This is a genomic window from Pseudomonas sp. R2-7-07, from assembly GCF_003852355.1.
Taxonomy (GTDB): domain Bacteria; phylum Pseudomonadota; class Gammaproteobacteria; order Pseudomonadales; family Pseudomonadaceae; genus Aquipseudomonas.
In genome coordinates, this window is sequence record NZ_CP027759.1 from 419,113 (window position 1) to 439,700 (window position 20,588).

Here is a 20,588-nt window from a genome sequence, read left to right on the forward strand (position 1 = left end):
CCTTCAACACGGCCTAGCCATCTTCGGCAGCATCCCCTCAAACAGGCTCTTACGCAGGGCCCCCGGTCGTATCTTCAGCAAGGTCTCCAGCCAGATCTTCACCGGAGTCGTCAGTCGACGCTTGAGTAGGATCCTGAGCCTGTGACGCTACAACCTCTTCATCTAGGGACTCGGCAGGAGCGCCTGCGATACGATCTGCAATGAATCCACGCGTACGCCAAGTAGCACGCACGAAGGACTCGAACGTAACATCGCCACTCAGCTCCAGTTCGTCGGCGTGATCGGTCACGATGATCTGCGGCATCATTCCAGTCGCGTCTTTTGTTTGCTGGCAGAACTCGGCAAGTTTGTCAAACATGTTGCTGACCGACTGCAGGTCTGCATCTACTCTTGCCGTCGTATTCGTGAACACGGCCAGTGCTTTTGCGTCAAAGGCCTGGCCATGATCGATCTTTGCAGGGAAATACACCTGTGTTGGCTGATCGAGGAAAAGGATAGGGGGTATTTTGCATCCCTCCTCATGTTTCAACGCAAATACTGAATGGAGGGCTAAAAATAAGGTTAGGTGCGAATACAGCCAGTTCGCTCCACTGCCCATTGAACGCAGATACACGCCCCCCATTTCAGTGCTGTCATGCCACAGATCAAAGTTGTGCAAGTCAAACTTGAGATTGATCGGTTTGTAAGCTTCCTCAAAGTCGAACCCGGCGCCTATGCGAGCCATTTCACTGTTGATCAGATCGCTTAGATTACTCATCTTGTTGGGCACATTATAAGCGTCTAAGCGTGGCTTAATTTCCAGGAGCTTATTTTTAATGGTCAGCAGAGTGCCGTCGACTTCATATTTTGGCCTGCTGGCATAATCCTCAATAACTATTTCAATGCGATGCTTGACGCGTAGTGCAATCTCGTCAACTGTCTTTTTCTTCTTAAGATCGTCTACCTGCTTATCCAGCTGAGTAATCTTGGCCTGAATGCCTAATAGTTTTTCCTTTTCTTCTTTATGTTTGGATAGAATCCGTCCTTCCTCTTCGCGAAAGCTCTCACGTGCATAGGAGGAGGTTCTAAGTTCTTTGTTCATCCAGCCAATGGCATCAGTTAGTTTATTCGCTTCGTGTTCAACATGCTGGCTGGGTGAGTCACAAAACGGACAATGTGCCTCTTTGATCTCTGCATATTCCGGCAAAGGGGTTTCGCTTATATTTTTTGCAAAGTCCTCGGTAAAACTAATTGAAGATCTGACAGCGCTTAATTGATCGTTAAGCTCACGAACTACCAGGGTTTGATTTGATCTCCGTTGCTCTAACTCCTTTTTCTGTACGGCATAATCGTCTGTCTGGCTATCAATTCGAACATTAGCATTACTGATTTTTTCAAGCGAGGACTTGAGGCTGGCCGCGATCTGCGCTCCTGTCAAAGCAGTTAAAGGAGTGCCTGCGGCGGACTTATACTCTGCAAGTAATTCATCTACTCTCTTGATAAATTTGTCTTTTGCATCTTTGTTCTTAGGTATCTGTGCCTCAAGCTTCCTCTGGTCTGCCTTAAGAGAATTGTATTCCTGGGACAACCAGAAATAATCTTGATCCACAAAATTCATGAATATCTTGAGGTGATCAATAACCTGCTCACGTTTTTCCTTCTCGTCAAAACGATAGAAAAGAGCATGCTTGTTAGCCACAAGATTCTGGTGCTGCAACATGAAAGATACAAAGCTACGAACAGAGGGCGTCGCGCTTTTGCTCTTACCAAACGCCCTGCCACTTTGATCTTCATCAATATCCGTCATTGTTATCGCAAAATGCCGGCCTAGTTCTTTCTTGAAATCACGTAAAGGCAGAAATAAATTAGGGCTGAAGAACTTTTTAGGATCTTTCATCCTAGTGAGGATTTCATCTAGTGTGCCAGGAACTTCACTGATGAAGACCCGATCACTAATTCTGTCACGAGCCAGAACGACAGTTTGGCTCTCAAACTGCAGGATAGTGAAGTAATATTGTGAGCGTCGCGTTATGACCCCTTTGGGGATGGTGTCATCGCTATTGCCGAAGCAGAAATCAAAAATCTCAATGATGGCGCTTTTGCCCATCGAAGATTTTCCCGTAATGACGTTCAAACCTGGCTTGAATATTACCTTGTGTATTTCGTTGTCGTGATCAATCACGCCAACCGACTTGACGAAGCACTTCATAACTGAGCAATCCCTAGCGACTTATATATATGCTGTGGCTCTCTATCTTCCATTACCCCTGCAAGCTTTCGAGCCGATGTAATCTTTCTCTCCACACCCTGCAGATGTGGGAATTTTTTGGTGGTCGGCTTTACAGCCAAATTTTCGTCAATCTCTAAATATCCAGCACTCTCAAGGCTCATGATAGTGACGTTAGTGATCTCTCTCAGAGTCTGGATTCTCTTGTGCACTCCTGATATCCGAGTCTTATCCGAGATCATGGTTCGCCAGTTGCTGCGTGTGCTCAAGCGGTATAAATAAGCGGATGTGGGTTCATGAAGCACAAGGGGAAGGACAAGGTAGCTGAATAGAATATTGTTTGGGCTTGGTTTTAGTTCGCTATAAAAGGCATGAATAATTGGAGCCATTATAAATGGGCTTCGATGCAGGGTGTGGATATGATCAGATGTTGAAACCTTCATTCCCATAACGTCCATTTACCAGAGTCTCCAATGAAGCTTTTCAGAATCCACCTCATCCTCGTCATCAGCAAGCATATGCCAGATGCCATTGCGGAAATCTAAGCTTGTATCATCGAAGGTGGGTATTTTGTCTGGGGTTTCACCGCAGCGAAGATCGAAGAAGCTCTTTGACTCATCACACCAGTACTCTTTAGGCTCACGGCGACATTTCCTCATTGCCGCAGCCCTGAGGCTCACATGACGGTTTAGCTGTTCTTCTTTGTAGCGATCAATATCATCCTTCTCTAGGTTGAATCTTTGGAACTCACTGCTGATGGTGTGCACAGCAACCATGTGCTCCAAAATCGCCGTAGGAACTTTTGTAGGGTATTTAATCTCATGAAGCTTCTTTACAAACAGACGCTCTGAATAGGATGGCTCGCCCACATTGTCTTTGAATAGACTCTTATCCACAATTGGAAATCTTCGGGAGTGCCTGCCATACAAGGCATTTAGTGAGGCGATTTGTAAGTCAAAGTCTTCATAGCCAACCTTCCAACCATTCTTGGACTTTTCAGGATCAATCAAAAACCCCATCATGGCCCGGAAATAATCGTCATGTTTATCAGGGTGTACACCCTTGCAGTGCACACTCTTTACGCGGTCAGCACGCGTGACTAAATCAGGCTCATCGGTAAGGATGTGGACTTTCTCAATAACATCCAGCAATGTCTGCCTTCTTTCTTTAGCCATCACAAACCGCTGAGCTTGGACAGCCCGCGACGGCTTATCCACTGAGGCTGAGTTCCTGGCCTCGCTTTGATCAAGGACACCCTGTAGAAGATCTAGCTTCTCCTGAACCGTCAACTGGTTCCAGTGACGAAGCTTTGAAGCGGCACCGTATGTCTGTGTAGTCAACAAGATCAACTCAGAATACTTTGCCTGTTTAAAATTGGGCGACATCCAGTTTTTCAGTGTATTCCAGAAGTTGATGTGGCCATCTGTCAGGTCTTCGACAAAATCCTTTACTTCAACCTGAACCTCGCCGCTGACAGTGACGTCGCCATAATATTCAAGCCAAAGGGTCTGCCCTTTAGCCAGAGCATGGCAATACTCCAGCGTCACTATCAGTTGATAGGAAATGGCTTCGAGTAGTCTCGTTGCATTATTAGCGAGCTTATTCAACACGTCCTCCGCTCATCACGTTATTGTCGTGAAAAGGAGAATTTCACCAGGAGCGTGAGATACAGCCACCCTGGCAAGCCTCATCCAGAAATAAGAAAAACCGCTATAAACGCAGAGGCCAAATACGCCAATCATTGGAGCTGTTTTTATATACAGTGTCCCAGTGAGCGCTCACTGGATTCTATCGTGATGGCCTTTTGTTGGCAAAGGAGCTGGAGAGCCCCGAGCCAGCTGGTGCATCTGCTGATCAAGTCGACCCTAGCGGCTCTTCTGCAGGGAGTAAGGTATGTACCATTGTATGAATTGCGATGAAGTGACGCTCTTTGACTTTCTAGACAGAGACGGTGAGGAGAAGTGAGTTAGGTGAAGTGCCCAAGGTGATCGGGTGCCTATCTTCAGCCGGGCAACCTGACGCTGGTTGCCAATATGTACTGGTCTTGCGTAGCACTCCCCGCCACCCGTTAGCCGCCGTCATTGCCAACCTAATGCCCGCTTTTGGCCGGAAGCAGCTCGTCAGAATAATTCATATTGCCCATCATCAGGCTTACCCGCCGCGATTCTGAAATGCCTTTAAGGACGGCTAGCCTGCTCTTGATCCCTTCAGCTTGGCCAGCCCCTGTTTGATGTGGCCAGCATTTTCACTGATCACAAACAGAGCGCCACGCACGTTATCGCCAGCCTCACTCAATCCCTGCTTCTCGCTTTGGAGCACCAACTCCATCAGGCCTGCTTCCAGCGCGAGCTGATTTTCGTACATCCGTTCAAGCAAATCCGCGAGTGAATACTCACCTGGACATGTGCGCTGCTCCGTCGAAAAAAAGCAAAGCATAGCAGCGGCCTAGCCCATGAGTGCTGCTTAGAAATTACAAACGACGCAGTGGTTGAATACTTTGCAAGCAATGCAGGAGCAGCATTTGCGGAGGGCCGCGTCCATCAGCGCAACCGTCCGAATAGTTCGAGGCTTCAATAAAAGTGAGGTTTTCGAGGCGGGAGAGATATTGTTATTTGAGGGGGGCATTGGCTTGAGTTAAAAGGAAGGATCAGCGCTACTTGGTTTTTCATTTGGGGAGGGGGGCCGTTCGATAGGCAGGTACTTGGTACTGAGCGTGCACTCTAGCCTTCTTTCGCCGCGCATACCGCGTGACTTCAGAGCCCATGAAAAACAAAAGCTACGACGGTTGCTCGGAGGCCTTGTGGCGTGCCTGGGGGAGCGAAAGGGCTGCGGACGGTATTTGCCGACGCCTCAGCTTGCCTGAGGGAGGCTCTCAACTTGAAAATTTAAATTAGGTTAAAAATATTAGATTTTCGTAACTATTCCATAAATCCCTTGGACACCTTTCAGCCACACCTCCAAAGCGACTTGGTCCAGAAATGGTCCAGCAGCCATTAAATCGCAGGCAATAAAAAACCCCAAGGAACATGGTTCCTTGGGGTTTTTCGGTATTTTGGTGCCCAGAGACGGAATCGAACCGCCGACACGGGGATTTTCAATCCCCTGCTCTACCGACTGAGCTATCTGGGCAACGGGGCGCATTAAACGGGTTTTTCAGGGGGTCGTCAAGCAAGTTTTCAAAAAATATTTAATTATTACCGTCGCTTACGTGCCGACCCCGGTTTTTGATCAATTATTGAGCAGGCGGAACGTAACCTTCGGCTTGGGCGTATTCCTCGCCGGAAAAGAACTTATCCATTTCTCCCTGCAGGTATTTGCGGTCTTCGGCGTTCATCATGTTCAAGCGTTTTTCGTTGATGAGCAGGGTCTGGTGTTTCTGCCAGTCGCCCCAGGCTTTGGCGGAGACGTGGTCGTAGATGTCCTGGCCCTTGGCACCCGGAAAAGGGGCGCGGTCGAGTGCGGGCAGTTCTTCTTTGTACTTGCGGCACATGATGGTGCGGGTCATGACGACTCTCCTGCGTTCAATACTTCAGCCGCGCGCTTCAGCAGTTTCTTTACCGGGGCGGCAAGGCCCAGGCGCGGCGGGGTGGCGAGGTTATACCAGAGCCAGTCGGCCTCGGCCACGTGATGGGCGCTTTCCTCGACCTGGACCAGCCAGGGTTCGATGGCCAGCTGGAAATGGCTGAAGGTGTGGATCAGCCCCGGCAGTTCCTGATGCTTGCCCAATGCCAATGCGTGCTGGTTGGCCAGATGATCGAGGTCTTCCAGGTCGTCCAGCTCCGGCAGGCTCCACAAACCGCCCCACAGGCCCGTGGAGGGGCGACGATAAAGCAGGATCGCGCCTTCGGCATTGGCGAGCAGCGGCATCAGCGTGCGTTTCTGGGGGATGGTCTTGCGTGGCTTGGGGATCGGGTAGCGCGTTTCCAGGCCGAGCATGTGCGCTTCGCAGCCTTTTTCCAGCGGGCACAGCAGGCAGCTGGGTTTGCTGCGGGTACAAAGGGTCGCGCCCATGTCCATCATCGCCTGGGTGTAGGCGTTGACGCGGTCATGGGGCGTGAAGCGCTCTGCGGTGGCCCACAGCTGTTTGGCGACCTTGGGTTCGCCTGGGTAGCCCTCTTGCGCAGTAAAGCGTGCCAGCACGCGTTTGACGTTGCCGTCGAGGATCGGCGCGCGCAGGCCCATGCTCAGGCTGGCGATCGCTCCGGCGGTGGACAGGCCGATGCCGGGCAGCTCGGTGAGCTTTTCGACATCCCTGGGAAATTCGCCGCCGTAGTCGGCTACGACGATCTTTGCGGTTTTTTGCAGGTTACGCGCCCGGGTGTAGTAGCCCAGGCCGGTCCACAGGTGCAGCACTTCGTCTTCCGGCGCGGCGGCCAGGGCTTCGACCGTCGGCAGGGACGCCATGAACCGGTCGAAGTAATTGAGCACGGTGCTGACCTGGGTCTGTTGCAGCATGATTTCCGACACCCACACCCGATAAGGCGTAATGCCCTGTTGCCAGGGCAGGTCGTGGCGACCATGGCGGTCGTACCAGTCGAGTACCGCCGCTGAAAACTGCTCGTTTCTCATCGGTTGAACAAGCCTTTCAGTGCGTCTTTGAGCTTTGGATTCACTTTGTCGAGCTTCTCTTCGAGCTTCTCGTTAAGACGATTGCCCGCCGCCTTGATGGCGACCTGGCCAAGCCCGTCCTTGTCCAGGCGGCAGGCCTTGGCGCCCAGCTCCAGCGGGCCACGGCAGCGCAGCGGCACTTCGATGCCCTGGAAGTTGGCGCCGACCTGGCAGGCCGGGTCCGGCACGTCGCGCTGGTCGCCTTCGACGATGATGCCCACGCGGTAGTCCATGCCCAGCACGCGCAGGTCGACATCGCCATCGCCGTTGAGCGTCAGCCCCGGAATGCGCACCTTCAGGTCAGGGTTACTGGCCACGCCATTGCGGAACGTCAGGTTGCCGCGCAGTTCCTGGAAGGGCGTGTCCTTGCCTTGTGGCGTGGTGCTCAGGGTCTTGCGGTTGAGCAGGGCGATACCGGTACACAGTTGTTGCTCGATGTTGGCATTGAGCAACACACCGTTGTTGATCACGACGTTGGCGGTGCCGTTGAGGCTGTCGATCAGGGCCTTCTGGCTGTTGCCTCGACCACTCAGGTTGCTGTCGAGGGTGATCAGGCCCTTGACCGGCGGGGTTTTCCCCTGGGCCTGCAGGATGCGTTCGACGGGCACTTGCTTGATATGACTTTGCAGCGCCAGCAGCGGGATGTCCTGGCGCACGTCGAGGCTGCCGTTGGCCTGGAACGTACCGTTGTAGAGGCCGCCGCTGAGGCTGTCGAGCTTGAGCTGGCCGTCGATGCCGGAGGCTTTAAATACTGCATTCTGGATTGGCAACTGGCTCAAGGTCAGCTGACCAAAGGCCAGGTCTGCGTTCACATCCAGGCTGCGCAGGCGGGTCAGCGGCAGCAGTTTGTCACTGCTCCAGGCGCCCTTGGTTGGTGCTTCCGGCAGCGGAGTGGTACCGCCGGCGGCCATCGCCCCGGCTTCGCTGCTCTGCACTTCGGCCTGGCGTGCGGCGGTGGCGCCTTTGGCGGCTTCGGATTTGGCCGGAAAGTAATTGTCGGCGTTGAAGGTATCGCCCTTGAGCTGCACGCGCAGGGACTGCTTGGCGAAATCATCCACGGCGACGCGACCGGTGAAGGTGCTGCCGTCGAGTTTCAGGTTGAGGTCTTCCAGCGCAACGCTGGTCGGCGTGCCCTGGACGCGGCTGACCAGTTCGACTTTGCTCAGGCTGCCCGGCGCCATCGCTGGCAACGGGTGGCCGACACTCTCCAGAAACTTGGCCAGGTCGAACTGGGCGACCGACAACGCGCCGCTGAACTGCGGGGTTTTGTCCAGGTCATTGACCCGCAGTTCGCCGAGGGCGCGCAATTGGTTGGCCGAGAGTTTCAGGTTGGTCCATTCGGCGAAGTTGGCCGCCAGGTCCACCAGCACTTGACCCTGGGTGGAGAAGGTCAGGGTCTTGCCTTGCAGCGGCTCGCCGGTGGCTTCGCCACTCAGGCGCATGTCTTCGAACTGGTAGCGCTTGAGGGCGCGCTGGATGCGCAGATTGCCGTTCAGCTCGGTCTTGAGCCGCATGACCGGCTGGTTGCTGCCGAGGAACGCGGTGAGTTTCAGCGGAATGTTGGCGCCTTCGTGGATCGCGCCGGCACTGAGCTGGATGCTTTCGGCGCTGAACTGCTTGCCGGTCTGTTCATCGTTGTATTCAACGCGGGCGTTGTTGATGGTCAGGCTGTCGATGTCCAGGCGGATCGGCTGCGGCGGTTTTTCCGGCTTGGTTTCGGCCACCGGCTCGACCGGCGCGGGAGCGGGGGTGCCTGTGGGTTCATCGGGCAGGTTCTTGCCGATGTCTTCCCAGTTGCCGTGGCCGTTCTTGTCGCGGTTGAGGCGCAGGTTCAGGCCTTCGACGCGCACATCACTCATCTGCACTTCGCGGCGCAGCAGCGGCAGCACGCGTACCGACAGGCCGAGCATCTGCAGGTCGGCGAATGGTTGGGTCGGGTTGGTCAGGGTCGCCACCCCGGCTTCGTGCAGCTCCAGGCCCAGCCAGGGGAACAGGCTCCAGCCGATGTCGCCATTGAGCGTCAGCTCGATGTGGGCCTTGTCGCGGGCAATCTGGCGAATTTCTTCTTTGTAGTCGTTGGGATCGAAGAGATGGGTCAGGGCAAAGCCGAGAGCCACAATGATCAGCAACAGCCCGAGAAATACCAGACCCAGGATTTTGCCGAACGCTTTCATGGGCGAGTCCTTGTATGTCGATTTCAAAATTTAGCCGCAGAGTATAACGCCCGACGGCCTGCATCAGTTCGTGGATCGTTACATTGTATCTACGACCGCCGAAACAAGATTCTGGCGTCAAAAAAACCGATTTGCTGAAAAAAGTGATGTCACTTTGGTTTTTCTCGCGTCCGCAAGTGCTAATCTCTGCGCGTTCGTCTGCCTTCTGCGACGTATCGTCGCGCCAAAATGGAGTTTCACCCAAAAAAACGGTCACGCTTTGCGTGCAAGGCCGAGGGGGAGAGCGCCTGACGGACGCATACCAATAACTGGGGGAAACACCAATGAGCACTAGCACTGCGGCTGATATCAGCGCCGCACAGCCTGCGTTCCTGTCCAAGGAACGCATTATCGCCAAGCCCGGCTTCAACCGCTGGCTGGTTCCACCGGCCGCCCTGGCCATCCACCTGTGCATCGGCATGGCCTACGGTTTCTCGGTGTTCTGGTTGCCGCTGTCCAAGGCGCTGGGTATCACCGCGCCGGTCGCCTGTGCGCCGGACATGGGCTTCATCGCCCAAGTCTTTTCGTCCCAATGCGACTGGCCCATCTCCATGCTGGGCTGGATCTACACCCTGTTCTTCATCTTCCTGGGCTGCTCGGCAGCAATCTGGGGCGGCTGGCTGGAACACGCCGGGCCACGCAAGGCCGGTGTCGTATCGGCACTGTGCTGGTGTGGTGGCCTGCTGATCTCGGCCTTGGGTATCTATACCCACCAGATCTGGCTGATGTGGATCGGCTCCGGGGTCATTGGCGGTATCGGCTTGGGCCTGGGCTATATCTCGCCGGTGTCGACCCTGATCAAGTGGTTCCCGGACAAGCGCGGCATGGCCACCGGCATGGCGATCATGGGCTTCGGTGGCGGCGCGATGGTCGGTGCACCGCTGGCCGCAGCACTGATGGGCCACTTCGCTTCGCCGACCAGCGTGGGCGTATGGCAGAGCTTTTTGGTGATGGCTGCGATTTACTTCGTGTTCATGATCGGCGGCGCACTCTCGTATCGCGTGCCGCCGACCGGCTGGAAGCCTGAGGGCTGGACCGCGCCGGCGAAAAAAGCCAGCAACGCGATGATCACCCACCGTCATGTGCATGTGAACGTGGCGTGGAAAACCCCGCAATTCCGTCTGGTATGGCTGGTGCTGTGCCTGAACGTGTCGGCCGGTATCGGCATCCTCGGCATGGCGTCGCCACTGTTGCAGGAAGTGTTCGGCGGCAAGCTGCTGGGTGTGGATGTGCCGTTTGGTCAGCTGGATGCCGGGCAACTGGCGTCGATTGCAGCCATCGCGGCAGGCTTCACCGGGTTGTTGAGCCTGTTCAATATCGGTGGCCGGTTCTTCTGGGCGTCGTTCTCCGACTACCTGGGCCGTAAAAATACCTACTTCGTGTTCTTCGCCCTGGGCTTTGCCCTGTACGCGCTGATCCCGAACCTGGGGCACTTGGGCAACGTGGCGCTGTTCGTGGCGGCGTTCTGCATCATCCTGTCGATGTACGGCGGTGGTTTTGCGACGGTGCCGGCTTACCTGGCGGACCTGTTCGGTACGCAAATGGTCGGCGCGATCCATGGTCGCCTGCTGACCGCGTGGGCTGCGGCCGGCGTGCTGGGCCCGGTGTTGGTGAACTACCTGCGTGAATATCAGTTGAGCATCGGCGTCGAGCGCGCTGCGGCCTACGACATCACCTTATACATCCTCGCCGGCCTCCTGGTGCTGGGCTTCATCTGCAATCTGCTGGTGCGTCCGGTGGCCGACAAGTACTTCATGACCGACGCCGAACTTGCCGCCGAGCAGGCGCTGGGCCATGACAAAGGTGCTGATGCCAGCACTTCCCTGGAGTGGAAAGCGGCTCCTGGCACCGTGCCCATGGCGATCGCCGCCTGGCTGGTGGTGGGCATTCCGCTGGCGTGGGGTGTGTGGGTGACGCTGCAGAAGACGGCGGTGTTGTTCCACTAACACTGCAAAACCCTTGTGGGAGGGGGCTTGCTCCCGATAGCGTTAGATCAGTCAGCCACTAGGCGACTGAGCCACCGCGATCGGGAGCGAGCCCCCTCCCACATGTATACACATGTCTATCCCCGACATTCCCCGCTTCAACTCGTCAGTCTTATCCCCTCCGATGTTTCTGTTTAGCGCCCGCGCCCCTATAATGGCTGCCTTTTTCGCCCAATGATTTGCGGAGCTGGTGATGGTCGAACGTATGGCGTCCGTCGAGCGCGACACTCTGGAAACCCAGATCAAAGCCTCGATCAACCTGGATGGCACCGGAAAGGCCCGATTTGATATCGGTGTCCCTTTTCTTGAGCACATGCTGGACCAGATCGCCCGTCACGGGCTGATCGACCTGGATATCGTCAGCAAGGGCGACCTGCATATCGACGACCACCACACGGTGGAAGACGTAGGCATCACCCTCGGCCAGGCATTTGCCAAGGCCATCGGCGACAAAAAAGGCATTCGTCGCTACGGCCACGCCTATGTCCCGCTGGATGAAGCGCTGTCGCGCGTAGTCATCGACTTCTCCGGCCGCCCAGGCCTGCAGATGCACGTGCCCTACACCCGCGCCACCGTGGGCGGCTTCGATGTCGACCTGTTCCAGGAATTCTTCCAGGGTTTCGTCAACCACGCACTCGTCAGCCTGCACATCGACAACCTGCGCGGCACCAACACCCACCACCAAATCGAAACCGTGTTCAAGGCCTTCGGCCGCGCGCTGCGCATGGCCGTCGAGCTCGATGACCGCATGGCCGGGCAAATGCCGTCGACCAAGGGCGTTTTGTAATGCAGACGGTCGCGGTTATCGATTACGGCATGGGTAACCTGCACTCGGTGGCCAAAGCCCTCGAGCACGTCGGGGCCGGCAAGGTGCTGATCACCAGCGATGCCAGCGTGATTCGCGAAGCCGACCGCGTGGTGTTCCCAGGCGTGGGCGCGATTCGCGACTGCATGGCCGAGATCCGCCGTCTGGGCTTTGACAGCCTGGTGCGTGAAGTCAGCCAGGACCGCCCGTTCCTCGGCATCTGCGTGGGCATGCAAGCCTTGCTCGACAGCAGTGAAGAGAACGATGGCGTTGACTGCATCGGCCTGTTCCCAGGCCAGGTGAAGTTCTTTGGCAAGAACCTGCATGAAGACGGCGCCCACCTGAAAGTCCCGCACATGGGCTGGAACGAAGTGCGCCAGAGCATGGATCACCCGCTGTGGCACGAAGTGCCGGACATGGCGCGCTTCTACTTCGTGCACAGCTACTACATCGCCGCCGGTAAACCGGAGCAAGTGGTGGGTGGCGGGCACTACGGCGTCGACTTCGCCGCCGCGCTGGCCGACGGTTCGCGCTTTGCCGTGCAGTTCCACCCGGAGAAGAGCCATACCCATGGCCTGCAATTGCTGCAGAACTTTGCCGCGTGGGACGGTCGCTGGTAAATGGCCAAGAAGCCCAAGCCGCCGATCTTGAACCTTACGCCTGAGCAGGAACGTGAGGCTACTGACAAGATCAAGCGTTTCATGGAGGACCGCTTCGAGCTCAAGCTGGGCTCGTTCGAGGTCGCCGAGATTCTTGAGCTGTTCACCACCGAAGTGGCGCCGCACTATTACAACAGGGCGATTTTCGATACGCAGACGCTCCTTAAAGAAAGGTTCGAAAGCATCGAAAGCGACTTGTGGTCGCTTGAGAAACCCTGATTTCCCAAGCATTGCTGAATATCGAATAAGGTTTGCCAGATGCTGATTATCCCCGCTATCGATCTCAAGGACGGCGCCTGCGTACGTCTGCGCCAAGGCCGCATGGAAGATTCCACCGTGTTCTCCGATGACCCGGTGAGCATGGCTGCCAAATGGGTGGAAGGGGGCTGCCGTCGTCTGCATCTGGTGGACTTGAACGGCGCCTTCGAAGGCCAGCCGGTCAATGGCGAGGTGGTTACCGCCATCGCCAGGCGCTACCCGAACCTGCCGATCCAGATCGGCGGCGGCATCCGTTCCCTGGAAACCATCGAGCACTACGTCAAGGCCGGCGTGAGCTACGTGATCATCGGCACCAAGGCCGTGAAAGACCCGGCCTTCGTTGCCGAAGCCTGCCGCGCCTTCCCAGGCAAAGTGATCGTGGGCCTGGACGCCAAGAACGGCTTCGTCGCCACCGACGGCTGGGCGCAGATCAGCACTGTGCAAGTGATCGACCTGGCCAGGCAGTTCGAAGCCGACGGCGTGTCCGCTATCGTTTATACCGACATCGCCAAAGACGGCATGATGCAGGGCTGCAACGTGCCGTTCACCGCAGCGCTGGCGGCGGCGACGAAGATTCCGGTGATTGCGTCCGGTGGTATCCACAACCTGGGCGATATCAAGTCGCTGCTGGACGCCAAGGCGCCTGGCATCATCGGCGCCATCACCGGCCGCGCGATCTACGAAGGTACCCTGGACGTCGCTGAAGCCCAGGCTTACTGCGATGCCTACAACGGCTGAGGACTGACCATGGCGCTGGCCAAACGCATCATCCCTTGCCTGGACGTCGACAACGGTCGCGTGGTCAAGGGCGTCAAGTTCGAGAACATCCGGGATGCCGGCGACCCGGTGGAAATTGCCCGTCGCTACGATGAGCAAGGTGCCGACGAAATTACCTTTCTCGACATCACCGCCAGCGTCGACGGCCGCGACACCACCTTGCACACCGTCGAGCGCATGGCCAGCCAGGTGTTTATCCCGCTGACCGTGGGCGGCGGCGTGCGCACCGTGCAGGACATCCGCAACCTGCTCAATGCCGGTGCGGACAAGGTCTCGATCAATACCGCCGCGGTGTTCAACCCGGAGTTCGTCGGCGAGGCCGCGCAGCACTTCGGCTCGCAGTGCATCGTGGTTGCCATCGACGCCAAGAAAGTCTCCGGCCCTGGCGAAACCCCGCGCTGGGAGATCTTCACCCATGGCGGGCGCAAACCCACCGGCCTGGATGCGGTGGAATGGGCGATGAAAATGGAAGGCCTGGGCGCTGGTGAAATCCTGCTGACCAGCATGGACCAGGACGGCATGAAAAACGGCTTCGACCTGGGCGTGACACGCGCCATCAGCGACGCGCTGGGCATCCCGGTGATCGCTTCCGGCGGGGTCGGCAACCTGCAGCACTTGGCCGATGGCGTCATCGAAGGCCACGCCAGCGCGGTGCTGGCGGCGAGTATTTTCCACTTCGGCGAATACACGGTCCCTGAGGCAAAGGCCTACATGGCCGCGCGCGGTATCGTCGTTCGCTAAACGCTGGACACCATGGCAGGCTCGCGGCACTCTCTGCGCTTGCCATGGATTCCGGTAGCCTTCATGTTCAAACACCTGCTGCTCGCCCTCGCCAGTTCCTCCATGCTCATGGTGGCTACGGCACACGCCGAAGAATCGTCTGACGCCTCCCTGGTGTTGCTGACGGAAAATTTCCCGCCCTACAACATGGCGAAGAACGGCAAGAATTTCGCCAAGGACGAGAACATCGAAGGTATCGCCGTGGACATCGTGCGGGAAACCTTCAAGCGCGCCGGCATTTCCTACAATCTCACGTTGCGGTTTCCTTGGGAGCGAATCTACAAACTCGCCCTGGAAAAGCCTGGCTATGGCGTATTCGTCATGGCGCGTTTGCCGGACCGTGAAGCCTTGTTCAAATGGGTCGGCCCCATCGGCCCGGACGACTGGGTGCTGCTGGCCAAGGCTGACAGCAAGATCCAGCTCGACGGCCTTGAGCAGGCGCGCCGCTACAGGATTGGCGCCTACAAGGGCGATGCCATTGCCCAGAGCCTGGACAAGCAGGGGCTCAAGCCGATTGTCGCCTTGCGTGACCAGGATAATGCGCAAAAGCTCATGGAGGGCCAGATAGACCTGTGGGCCACCGGCGATCCTGCTGGCCGTTACCTGGCGCGGCAGGTGGGGGTGAACGGGCTCAAGACCGTACTGCGCTTCAACAGTGCGCAGCTTTACCTTGCGTTGAACAAGGACGTGCCGGATGAGATGGTTGCCAAGCTCCAGGCGGCGCTGGATGAGTTACGCAGGAGCGGTCGAGTAGATGAAATCATGGCGCGTTACCTCTAAAGGTTGCAGTTCCCATGTGCAGCGCAGGGGAATCAGCAGAATAAACGCGCTCAAAAATGTGGGAGGGGGCTTGCTCCCGATGGCGGAGTGTCAGTCAATACATTAGGGGCTGGCCCACCGCATCGGGAGCAAGCCCCCTCCCACATTGGATCTTCGCAGCCTTCATTTAGCGGTAAATGCCGTCTTTGCCGTGCCCGGCCATCGCCCGGTTACTGCGCACGCTGATCATCAACTTGATATCGATCCACTCCACGCCCTGGGCCTTGAGCTTGGGCAGCTCGCGCTCGAGCACCGCCAGCGTTTGCGGATAAGGATGCCCGATCATCACCGCCGAACCCTGCTTGTGCGCCAGCTTGATTGCGGTTTGCAACTGCGTGGTAATCGCCGCCTCGGTGCGTTCGTCATCGAGGAATACATCCCGCGAAACATGCGCCAAACCAATCTGCTGCGCCTCAGCCGCAGCCACCGTTTGCGCGCTGGTACGGCTGTCCACAAAGAACTTGTGACGCCGCTGCAGCTCGCCCATTAACCAGGCCATTGCTTGCGGCTGCGCGGTCATGCGGCTACCCATATGGTTATTGACACCAGCGGTGTAGGGCACGGCCGCGAATGCGGCGTCCAGGCGCTTGCCCAGTTCTTCGAGGGGGAGCTCAGGGTGCCAGGCATACGGCCCGGTGGCCGGGTCCATGGGCATGTGCAGGATGACGATCTTGCCGGCCTTGTGGGCTTCGCGGGCGAATTCGGCGGCGTGGGGGGTGTCGGGCATGATCGCGGTGGTGACCGGCCCAGGCAGGGCCAGCACGCGACGATCCCTGGGCAGGTTTTGCCCCAGGTCGTCGATGATCAGGGTCAGGTAGGCTTTGTGCGGCTCACCGGCCGGCGTCGCTTGGGCGAATCCGGCCAGGCTGCACAGCACCGCGATAATCAGTGCAACACGCATATCAACGGCTGCGCGTGATGCTCAGGCCCTTGAGCAGGCTCAGCGCCTGGGCCAACTGGTAGTCGTCGTCCTGCGGCATCGGCTTGGCTTTGGCGCCGCTGCCGGTCGGCTGGTCGGCCCCGCCGTTGCCATTGCCCAGGTGGCCTTGCAGATCGGCTTCCTTGTAGTATTCGCTGTCGATCTCGTTGGTGATCTTGGCCCTGCGCACTTCGATGTCCGGCACGATGCCCTGGGCCTGGATCGAGCGCCCATTGGGCGTGTAGTACAGCGCCGTGGTGATCTTCAGCGCACGTTCGTTATTGAGCGGCAGCACCGTTTGTACCGAACCTTTACCGAAGCTGGTGGTGCCCATCAGCACGCCGCGCTTCTGGTCTTGCAGGGCGCCGGCGACGATCTCCGATGCCGAGGCGCTGCCGCCGTTGATCAGCACGGCCAGCGGCACGTTCTCGCTGAGGTCGTTGCCGGTGGCCGAGAAGCGCAGCTCGGAATTGGCGATACGGCCCTTGGTGTAAACGATCAGGCCCTTGGTGATGAAGTGATCGACCACTTCCACCGCCGACTGCAACACGCCGCCTGGGTTGTTGCGCAGGTCGAGCACGATGCCGTTGAGCTTCTTGCCGTTGTCCTTGCGCAACTTGGCCAGGGCCTTGGCCACTTCGTCGCCGGTCTTGACCTGGAACTGGGTGATGCGGATGTAACCGTAGCCCGACTCCAGCAACTGGCTCTTCACGCTCTTGACCGTGATGGTCGCGCGGGCCAGGGTCACGTCGAACGGGTTGCCGCCGTCGCGCACCAGGGTCAGGGTGATTTTCTGGCCGAGCTTGCCGCGCATCTTGTCGACGGCTTCGGTCATGGATTGGCCGCGGGTCGGCTGGCCGTTGATCTTGACGATCAGGTCGCCGGCCTGGATGCCGGCCTTGGACGCAGGGGTGTCGTCGATGGGCGAGACCACTTTGATCTGGCCGTCTTCGGAGCCGACTTCGATGCCCAGGCCACCGAACTCACCGCTGGTGCTTTCCTGCAGTTCGGCGAAATCTTCCGGGCCCAGGTAGGCGGAATGCGGGTCGAGGTTGCTGAGCATGCCCTTGATGGCATTTTCCAGCAGGGTCTTGTCGTCTACGGGTTCGACATAGGCTGCCTTGATCCGGTCCATGACCTCGGCAAAGGTACGCAGCTCGTCCAGCGGCAACGGCGCCTTGGTGGTCGCGGCCATAGCGGCGGGCGCAGCCGGTGCGGCCTGGTCGGCGAAAGCCAGAGGCGCGCCGATCACCAGGGCGATCGTCAGGGCCAGCGAAGTGAGGCGGGACAAATGCAGCATGTCGAACGAGCTCCTAATGTAGATGCGACCCTATCCTTGGGATCGGCACCATTGTGCGGGATCGCTCGGGCGACCCTGCTGACGAATAGCGAAGTACAGCGCCGGCGTGTCCTGGCCACCACTGTTACCGACAGTGGAGATGGATTCACCGGCTTTTACCACATCACCTGCCGACTTGAGTAACGTCTGATTGTGGCCGTAAAGGCTCAAATAGCCATTGCCGTGGTCAAGAATCACCAGCAAACCGGCCCCGCGCAGCCAATCGGCAAACACCACGCGCCCGCCGTGGACGGCGTGGACCTGGCTGCCGGCAGAGGCGCTGATCATCACCCCATCCCACTTGGCGCGGGTGTCATCGCCACGGGTTTCCCCAAAGCGTGCCAATAGTCGACCATCAACGGGCCATGGAAGTTTTCCGCGAGCTGAAGCAAAAGGCCCGCCGAACGACTCGCCGCTGCTGGAAACCAATGGGCCAGGCGCTGCATGTGCCGGCTTGCGTGGAGCCGGCGCATCGGTAGTGGCTGCCAGTTCGGCCTCACGCTGGCGCTTTTTTTCGGCTTCCTGCTGCGCGATCAACGCCTTCTGCCGCGCTTCTTCGGCCTCGCGCGCCTGGCGCGCCAGGGTTTCTTCGATAGTCTTGAGCACTTTGGCCAAATCGGCCTGGTCTTGCTCGCGCGCTTGCAGCTTGGCGTCGCGGGCTTTCACGTCGTCGTTGAGCTTGGCCAGGGCTTGCTGGCGTTCCTTGCGGACTTTATCGAGCTCGTTGCGCTGGGTGTCGAGTGCGGTTTTCTGGTCGAGCAGCTGTGCCTGCTGGTCATTGATCTCCTGCTCGACATTGGCCAACTGGCGCAGGGTTTCGTTGAAGCTCTTCAATTGCGCCAGGCGTGCCTGGCTCACGTAATCGTAATAGGTGAGGGTGCGGGCGAATTTTTCCGGGTTCTGCTGGTTGAGCAGCAGCTTGAGGTATTCCTGGCGGCCGCTCTGGTAGGCGGCGCGGGCCTGGATCGCGATCAGGCGTTGCTGCTCAACGCGTGCGCTCTGGAGTTTTTTTTTCTCAGCGTCGAGTCGCTCCAGTTCCGACTCGCTCTTCTTTAATTCTTTTTGCAGCTCCTGGACCTGCTTCTCCAGCTTGCCCATTTCGGTTTCCGTGCCGCGCAGGTCTTTCTGCACGCCGGATTTCTCTTCCTGGAGCTTGCCGAGCAGTTTCTTCAGCTCGGTAATGTCCTGACGCGTAGCGTCCAACTGTTGTTGGGTTTGTGCGCGCTCATCGGCAAACGCCGGTTGAAGCAGGCAGACAAGAGCGAGGGTAATCAAGGCGCGAAGCATAGAGGCGGGCGACACCAGGGGAAAGGGACGGCCTAGTATGCCCGCCAAGCGCTGCAAAAAAAACGCCCAATTGGGGCTGGCGGGCAAGATAGGTGCCGAGTGGCGGTGGTATGGCAAAAAGATATCTTTCAAACGTGCGAAATCCAATGTGGGAGGGGGCTTGCTCCCGATAGCAGTAGCTCAGTCACATAAGTGTCGACTGGCACACCGCTATCGGGAGCAAGCCCCCTCCCACACTGTTTTGTGGTGTGTTTTGGATTAAACCAGAATTGAGGTCCCGGTCATCTCTTTCGGCTTCTCCAGCCCCATCAACATCAGCATGGTCGGCGCCACATCCGCCAGTACGCCGCCGTTGCGCACTTTGAAATCGCGCTTGCCAACGTAGATGAACGGCACCGGTTCGGTGGTGTGGGCAGTGTGGGCCTGGCCGGTGGATTCATCGGACATCTGCTCGCAGTTGCCGTGGTCCGCCGTGATCAGCGCTTCGCCACCGACCTTGTCCAGGGCATCGACAATGCGACCGACGCACAGGTCCAGGCATTCCACGGCCTTGACCGCCGCTTCCAGGTTGCCGCTGTGACCGACCATGTCGCCGTTGGCGTAGTTGACCACGATCACGTCGTAACGCTGATGCTCAATGGCGTCGACGATCTTGTCGGTGACTTCCGGTGCGCTCATTTCCGGCTGCAGGTCGTAGGTGGCGACTTTGGGCGAGGGGATCAGGATGCGCTCTTCGCCGGGGAACGGTTCTTCACGCCCGCCGGAGAAGAAGAAGGTCACGTGGGCATATTTTTCGGTTTCGGCGATGCGCAGTTGCGTCTTGCCGTTTTTTGCCAGGTAGTCGCCCAGCACGTTTTCCAGGCTGCCCGGAGCGAATGCCGAGGGGGCCGGGATATTGGCAGCGTATTGGGTCAGCATGACGAACTCGACGTTCGGCTGGCGTGCGCGTTCGAAGTCTTTGAAGCCGTCGTCGACAAACACATGGCTCAGCTCGCGGGCACGGTCGGCGCGGAAGTTCATGAACACCATGGCGTCGCCGTCTTCGACCTTCACCGGCTCGCCGATGGTGGTGGCCTTGACGAATTCATCGCTCTCGCCACGCGCGTAGGCGGCTTCCAGGCCTTGTTGGGCGGTAGGGGCGTTAAATTCGGCCTGGCCGTCGACGATCAGGTTGTAGGCTTGGGCTACGCGGTCCCAGCGGTTGTCGCGGTCCATGGCGAAGTAGCGGCCCACGATGCTGGCGATACGGCCCTTGCCCAGGGCGGCGAAGGTGGTGTCGAGCAGTTCGATGGACGACTGCGCGCTTTTCGGCGGGGTATCGCGGCCATCGAGGAAGGCGTGCAGGTAGATTTTGTCGGCGCCGCGCTTGAAGGCCAGCTCGGCCATGGCCACCAGGTGGTCCTGATGGCTGTGCACGCCGCCATCGGACAGCAGGCCCATGAAGTGCACGGCCTTGCCGGCGGCGACGGCTTTATCCACCGCAGCGCAGATGGTTGGGTTCTCGAAGAACTCGCCATCGCGGATCGCTTTGGTCACGCGGGTGAAGTCCTGATAGACCACTCGTCCGGCGCCGAGATTCATGTGGCCGACTTCCGAGTTGCCCATTTGACCGTCCGGCAGGCCCACGTCCATGCCGGAACCGGAGATCAGGCCGTTGGGTACGGTGGCGGTGAGGCGGTCCAGCACGGGCTTGTTCGCTGCGTACACAGCGTTGTCGTGGTGGCTTTCACTGTGTCCGAAGCCATCGAGAATAATCAGGACCAAAGGTTTAGGCGTGGTAGTCATAGATCCTCTCGCGGCGGTAATAAAGGAAGACAATGGAAAAGGGAGTGGCAGTTTAAAGCGAAGTTCCAACCGCGTCACCGCTTTACGGGGGTTGGCCGCCCCTGGCGGCTGTGTATACTTACCGCCATTTTAACGCCCTGGAACCTCC

General features: G+C 58.0%; 18 protein-coding genes and 1 tRNA gene. 7 read left to right on the forward strand and 12 right to left on the reverse strand.

Annotated features, from left to right (window positions below):
* Window positions 1-49 precede the first annotated feature (49 nt).
* From C4J86_RS01730 to C4J86_RS01760, 8 genes are all read right to left on the reverse strand, one after another.
* Complete coding sequence (locus tag C4J86_RS01730; protein WP_124369256.1) at window positions 50-2,188, reverse strand: DUF3732 domain-containing protein; 2,139 nt, start codon at window positions 2,186-2,188, stop codon at window positions 50-52.
* Window positions 2,185-2,664, reverse strand: coding sequence for a three component ABC system middle component (locus tag C4J86_RS01735; protein WP_256681718.1), 480 nt, complete (start codon window positions 2,662-2,664; stop codon window positions 2,185-2,187). The genes C4J86_RS01730 and C4J86_RS01735 overlap by 4 nt, the downstream gene beginning before the upstream one ends.
* Entirely contained in the window at window positions 2,665-3,816 is a 1,152-nt protein-coding gene (locus C4J86_RS01740; protein WP_256681719.1) for a hypothetical protein, read from the reverse strand. It lies immediately after the preceding gene.
* A gap of 577 nt (window positions 3,817-4,393) precedes the next feature.
* The gene (locus C4J86_RS26780) at window positions 4,394-4,570 is read right to left on the reverse strand and encodes a hypothetical protein (RefSeq protein WP_164487760.1); all 177 of its coding nucleotides are present in this window, start codon (window positions 4,568-4,570) and stop codon (window positions 4,394-4,396) included.
* Window positions 4,571-5,259: 689 nt separating this feature from the next.
* Window positions 5,260-5,335: transfer RNA gene (locus C4J86_RS01745), tRNA-Phe, on the reverse strand.
* A gap of 103 nt (window positions 5,336-5,438) precedes the next feature.
* Window positions 5,439-5,711: an oxidative damage protection protein gene (locus C4J86_RS01750; protein ID WP_124369258.1), complete on the reverse strand. Its 273-nt coding sequence runs from the start codon at window positions 5,709-5,711 to the stop codon at window positions 5,439-5,441.
* A complete protein-coding gene (gene mutY, locus C4J86_RS01755) occupies window positions 5,708-6,775 on the reverse strand; it encodes an A/G-specific adenine glycosylase (protein ID WP_124369259.1) in 1,068 nt (355 codons plus the stop codon). The genes C4J86_RS01750 and mutY overlap by 4 nt, the downstream gene beginning before the upstream one ends.
* Window positions 6,772-8,988, reverse strand: coding sequence for an AsmA family protein (locus tag C4J86_RS01760; protein WP_124369260.1), 2,217 nt, complete (start codon window positions 8,986-8,988; stop codon window positions 6,772-6,774). Before C4J86_RS01760 ends, mutY begins: the two co-directional genes overlap by 4 nt.
* A 323-nt stretch (window positions 8,989-9,311) precedes the next feature.
* Between C4J86_RS01760 and C4J86_RS01765 the strand changes: the two genes are divergently transcribed.
* The 7 genes from C4J86_RS01765 (at window position 9,312) to C4J86_RS01795 (ending at window position 15,071) form a co-directional block, all read left to right on the forward strand.
* Window positions 9,312-10,973 carry an OFA family MFS transporter gene (locus C4J86_RS01765; RefSeq protein ID WP_124369261.1) on the forward strand — a complete coding sequence of 554 codons (1,662 nt, stop codon included), beginning with the start codon at window positions 9,312-9,314 and terminating at the stop codon, window positions 10,971-10,973.
* A 232-nt stretch (window positions 10,974-11,205) separates the two neighbouring features.
* Entirely contained in the window at window positions 11,206-11,799 is a 594-nt protein-coding gene (gene hisB / locus C4J86_RS01770) for an imidazoleglycerol-phosphate dehydratase HisB (RefSeq protein WP_003237513.1), read from the forward strand.
* Window positions 11,799-12,437 (forward strand): imidazole glycerol phosphate synthase subunit HisH, encoded by a 639-nt coding sequence (gene hisH / locus C4J86_RS01775; RefSeq protein WP_124369262.1) that lies wholly within the window; start codon window positions 11,799-11,801, stop codon window positions 12,435-12,437. The genes hisB and hisH overlap by 1 nt, the downstream gene beginning before the upstream one ends.
* Window positions 12,438-12,695 carry a DUF2164 domain-containing protein gene (locus C4J86_RS01780; RefSeq protein WP_005783916.1) on the forward strand — a complete coding sequence of 86 codons (258 nt, stop codon included), beginning with the start codon at window positions 12,438-12,440 and terminating at the stop codon, window positions 12,693-12,695. It abuts the gene before it with no gap.
* Between the two features lie 39 nt (window positions 12,696-12,734).
* Entirely contained in the window at window positions 12,735-13,472 is a 738-nt protein-coding gene (gene hisA / locus C4J86_RS01785; protein WP_124369263.1) for a 1-(5-phosphoribosyl)-5-[(5-phosphoribosylamino)methylideneamino]imidazole-4-carboxamide isomerase, read from the forward strand.
* A 9-nt stretch (window positions 13,473-13,481) separates the two neighbouring features.
* The gene (hisF, locus tag C4J86_RS01790; RefSeq protein WP_003171107.1) at window positions 13,482-14,252 is read left to right on the forward strand and encodes an imidazole glycerol phosphate synthase subunit HisF; all 771 of its coding nucleotides are present in this window, start codon (window positions 13,482-13,484) and stop codon (window positions 14,250-14,252) included.
* A gap of 63 nt (window positions 14,253-14,315) precedes the next feature.
* A complete protein-coding gene (locus C4J86_RS01795; RefSeq protein WP_124369264.1) occupies window positions 14,316-15,071 on the forward strand; it encodes an ABC transporter substrate-binding protein in 756 nt (251 codons plus the stop codon).
* Window positions 15,072-15,237: 166 nt separating this feature from the next.
* On the opposite strand, the gene C4J86_RS01800 is transcribed toward C4J86_RS01795, so the two are convergent.
* The 4 genes from C4J86_RS01800 to gpmI all read right to left on the reverse strand — a co-directional run bounded on the left by C4J86_RS01800 (window position 15,238) and on the right by gpmI (window position 20,440).
* The gene (locus C4J86_RS01800) at window positions 15,238-16,011 is read right to left on the reverse strand and encodes a divergent polysaccharide deacetylase family protein (RefSeq protein ID WP_124369265.1); all 774 of its coding nucleotides are present in this window, start codon (window positions 16,009-16,011) and stop codon (window positions 15,238-15,240) included.
* Between the two features lies 1 nt (window position 16,012).
* A complete protein-coding gene (locus C4J86_RS01805; RefSeq protein WP_124365488.1) occupies window positions 16,013-17,329 on the reverse strand; it encodes a S41 family peptidase in 1,317 nt (438 codons plus the stop codon).
* Window positions 17,330-17,359: 30 nt separating this feature from the next.
* Window positions 17,360-18,655, reverse strand: a complete 1,296-nt coding sequence (locus C4J86_RS01810; RefSeq protein WP_124365489.1) for a murein hydrolase activator EnvC — start codon at window positions 18,653-18,655, stop codon at window positions 17,360-17,362.
* Between the two features lie 258 nt (window positions 18,656-18,913).
* Entirely contained in the window at window positions 18,914-20,440 is a 1,527-nt protein-coding gene (gpmI, locus tag C4J86_RS01815; protein WP_124369266.1) for a 2,3-bisphosphoglycerate-independent phosphoglycerate mutase, read from the reverse strand.
* Window positions 20,441-20,588: the final 148 nt, after the last annotated feature.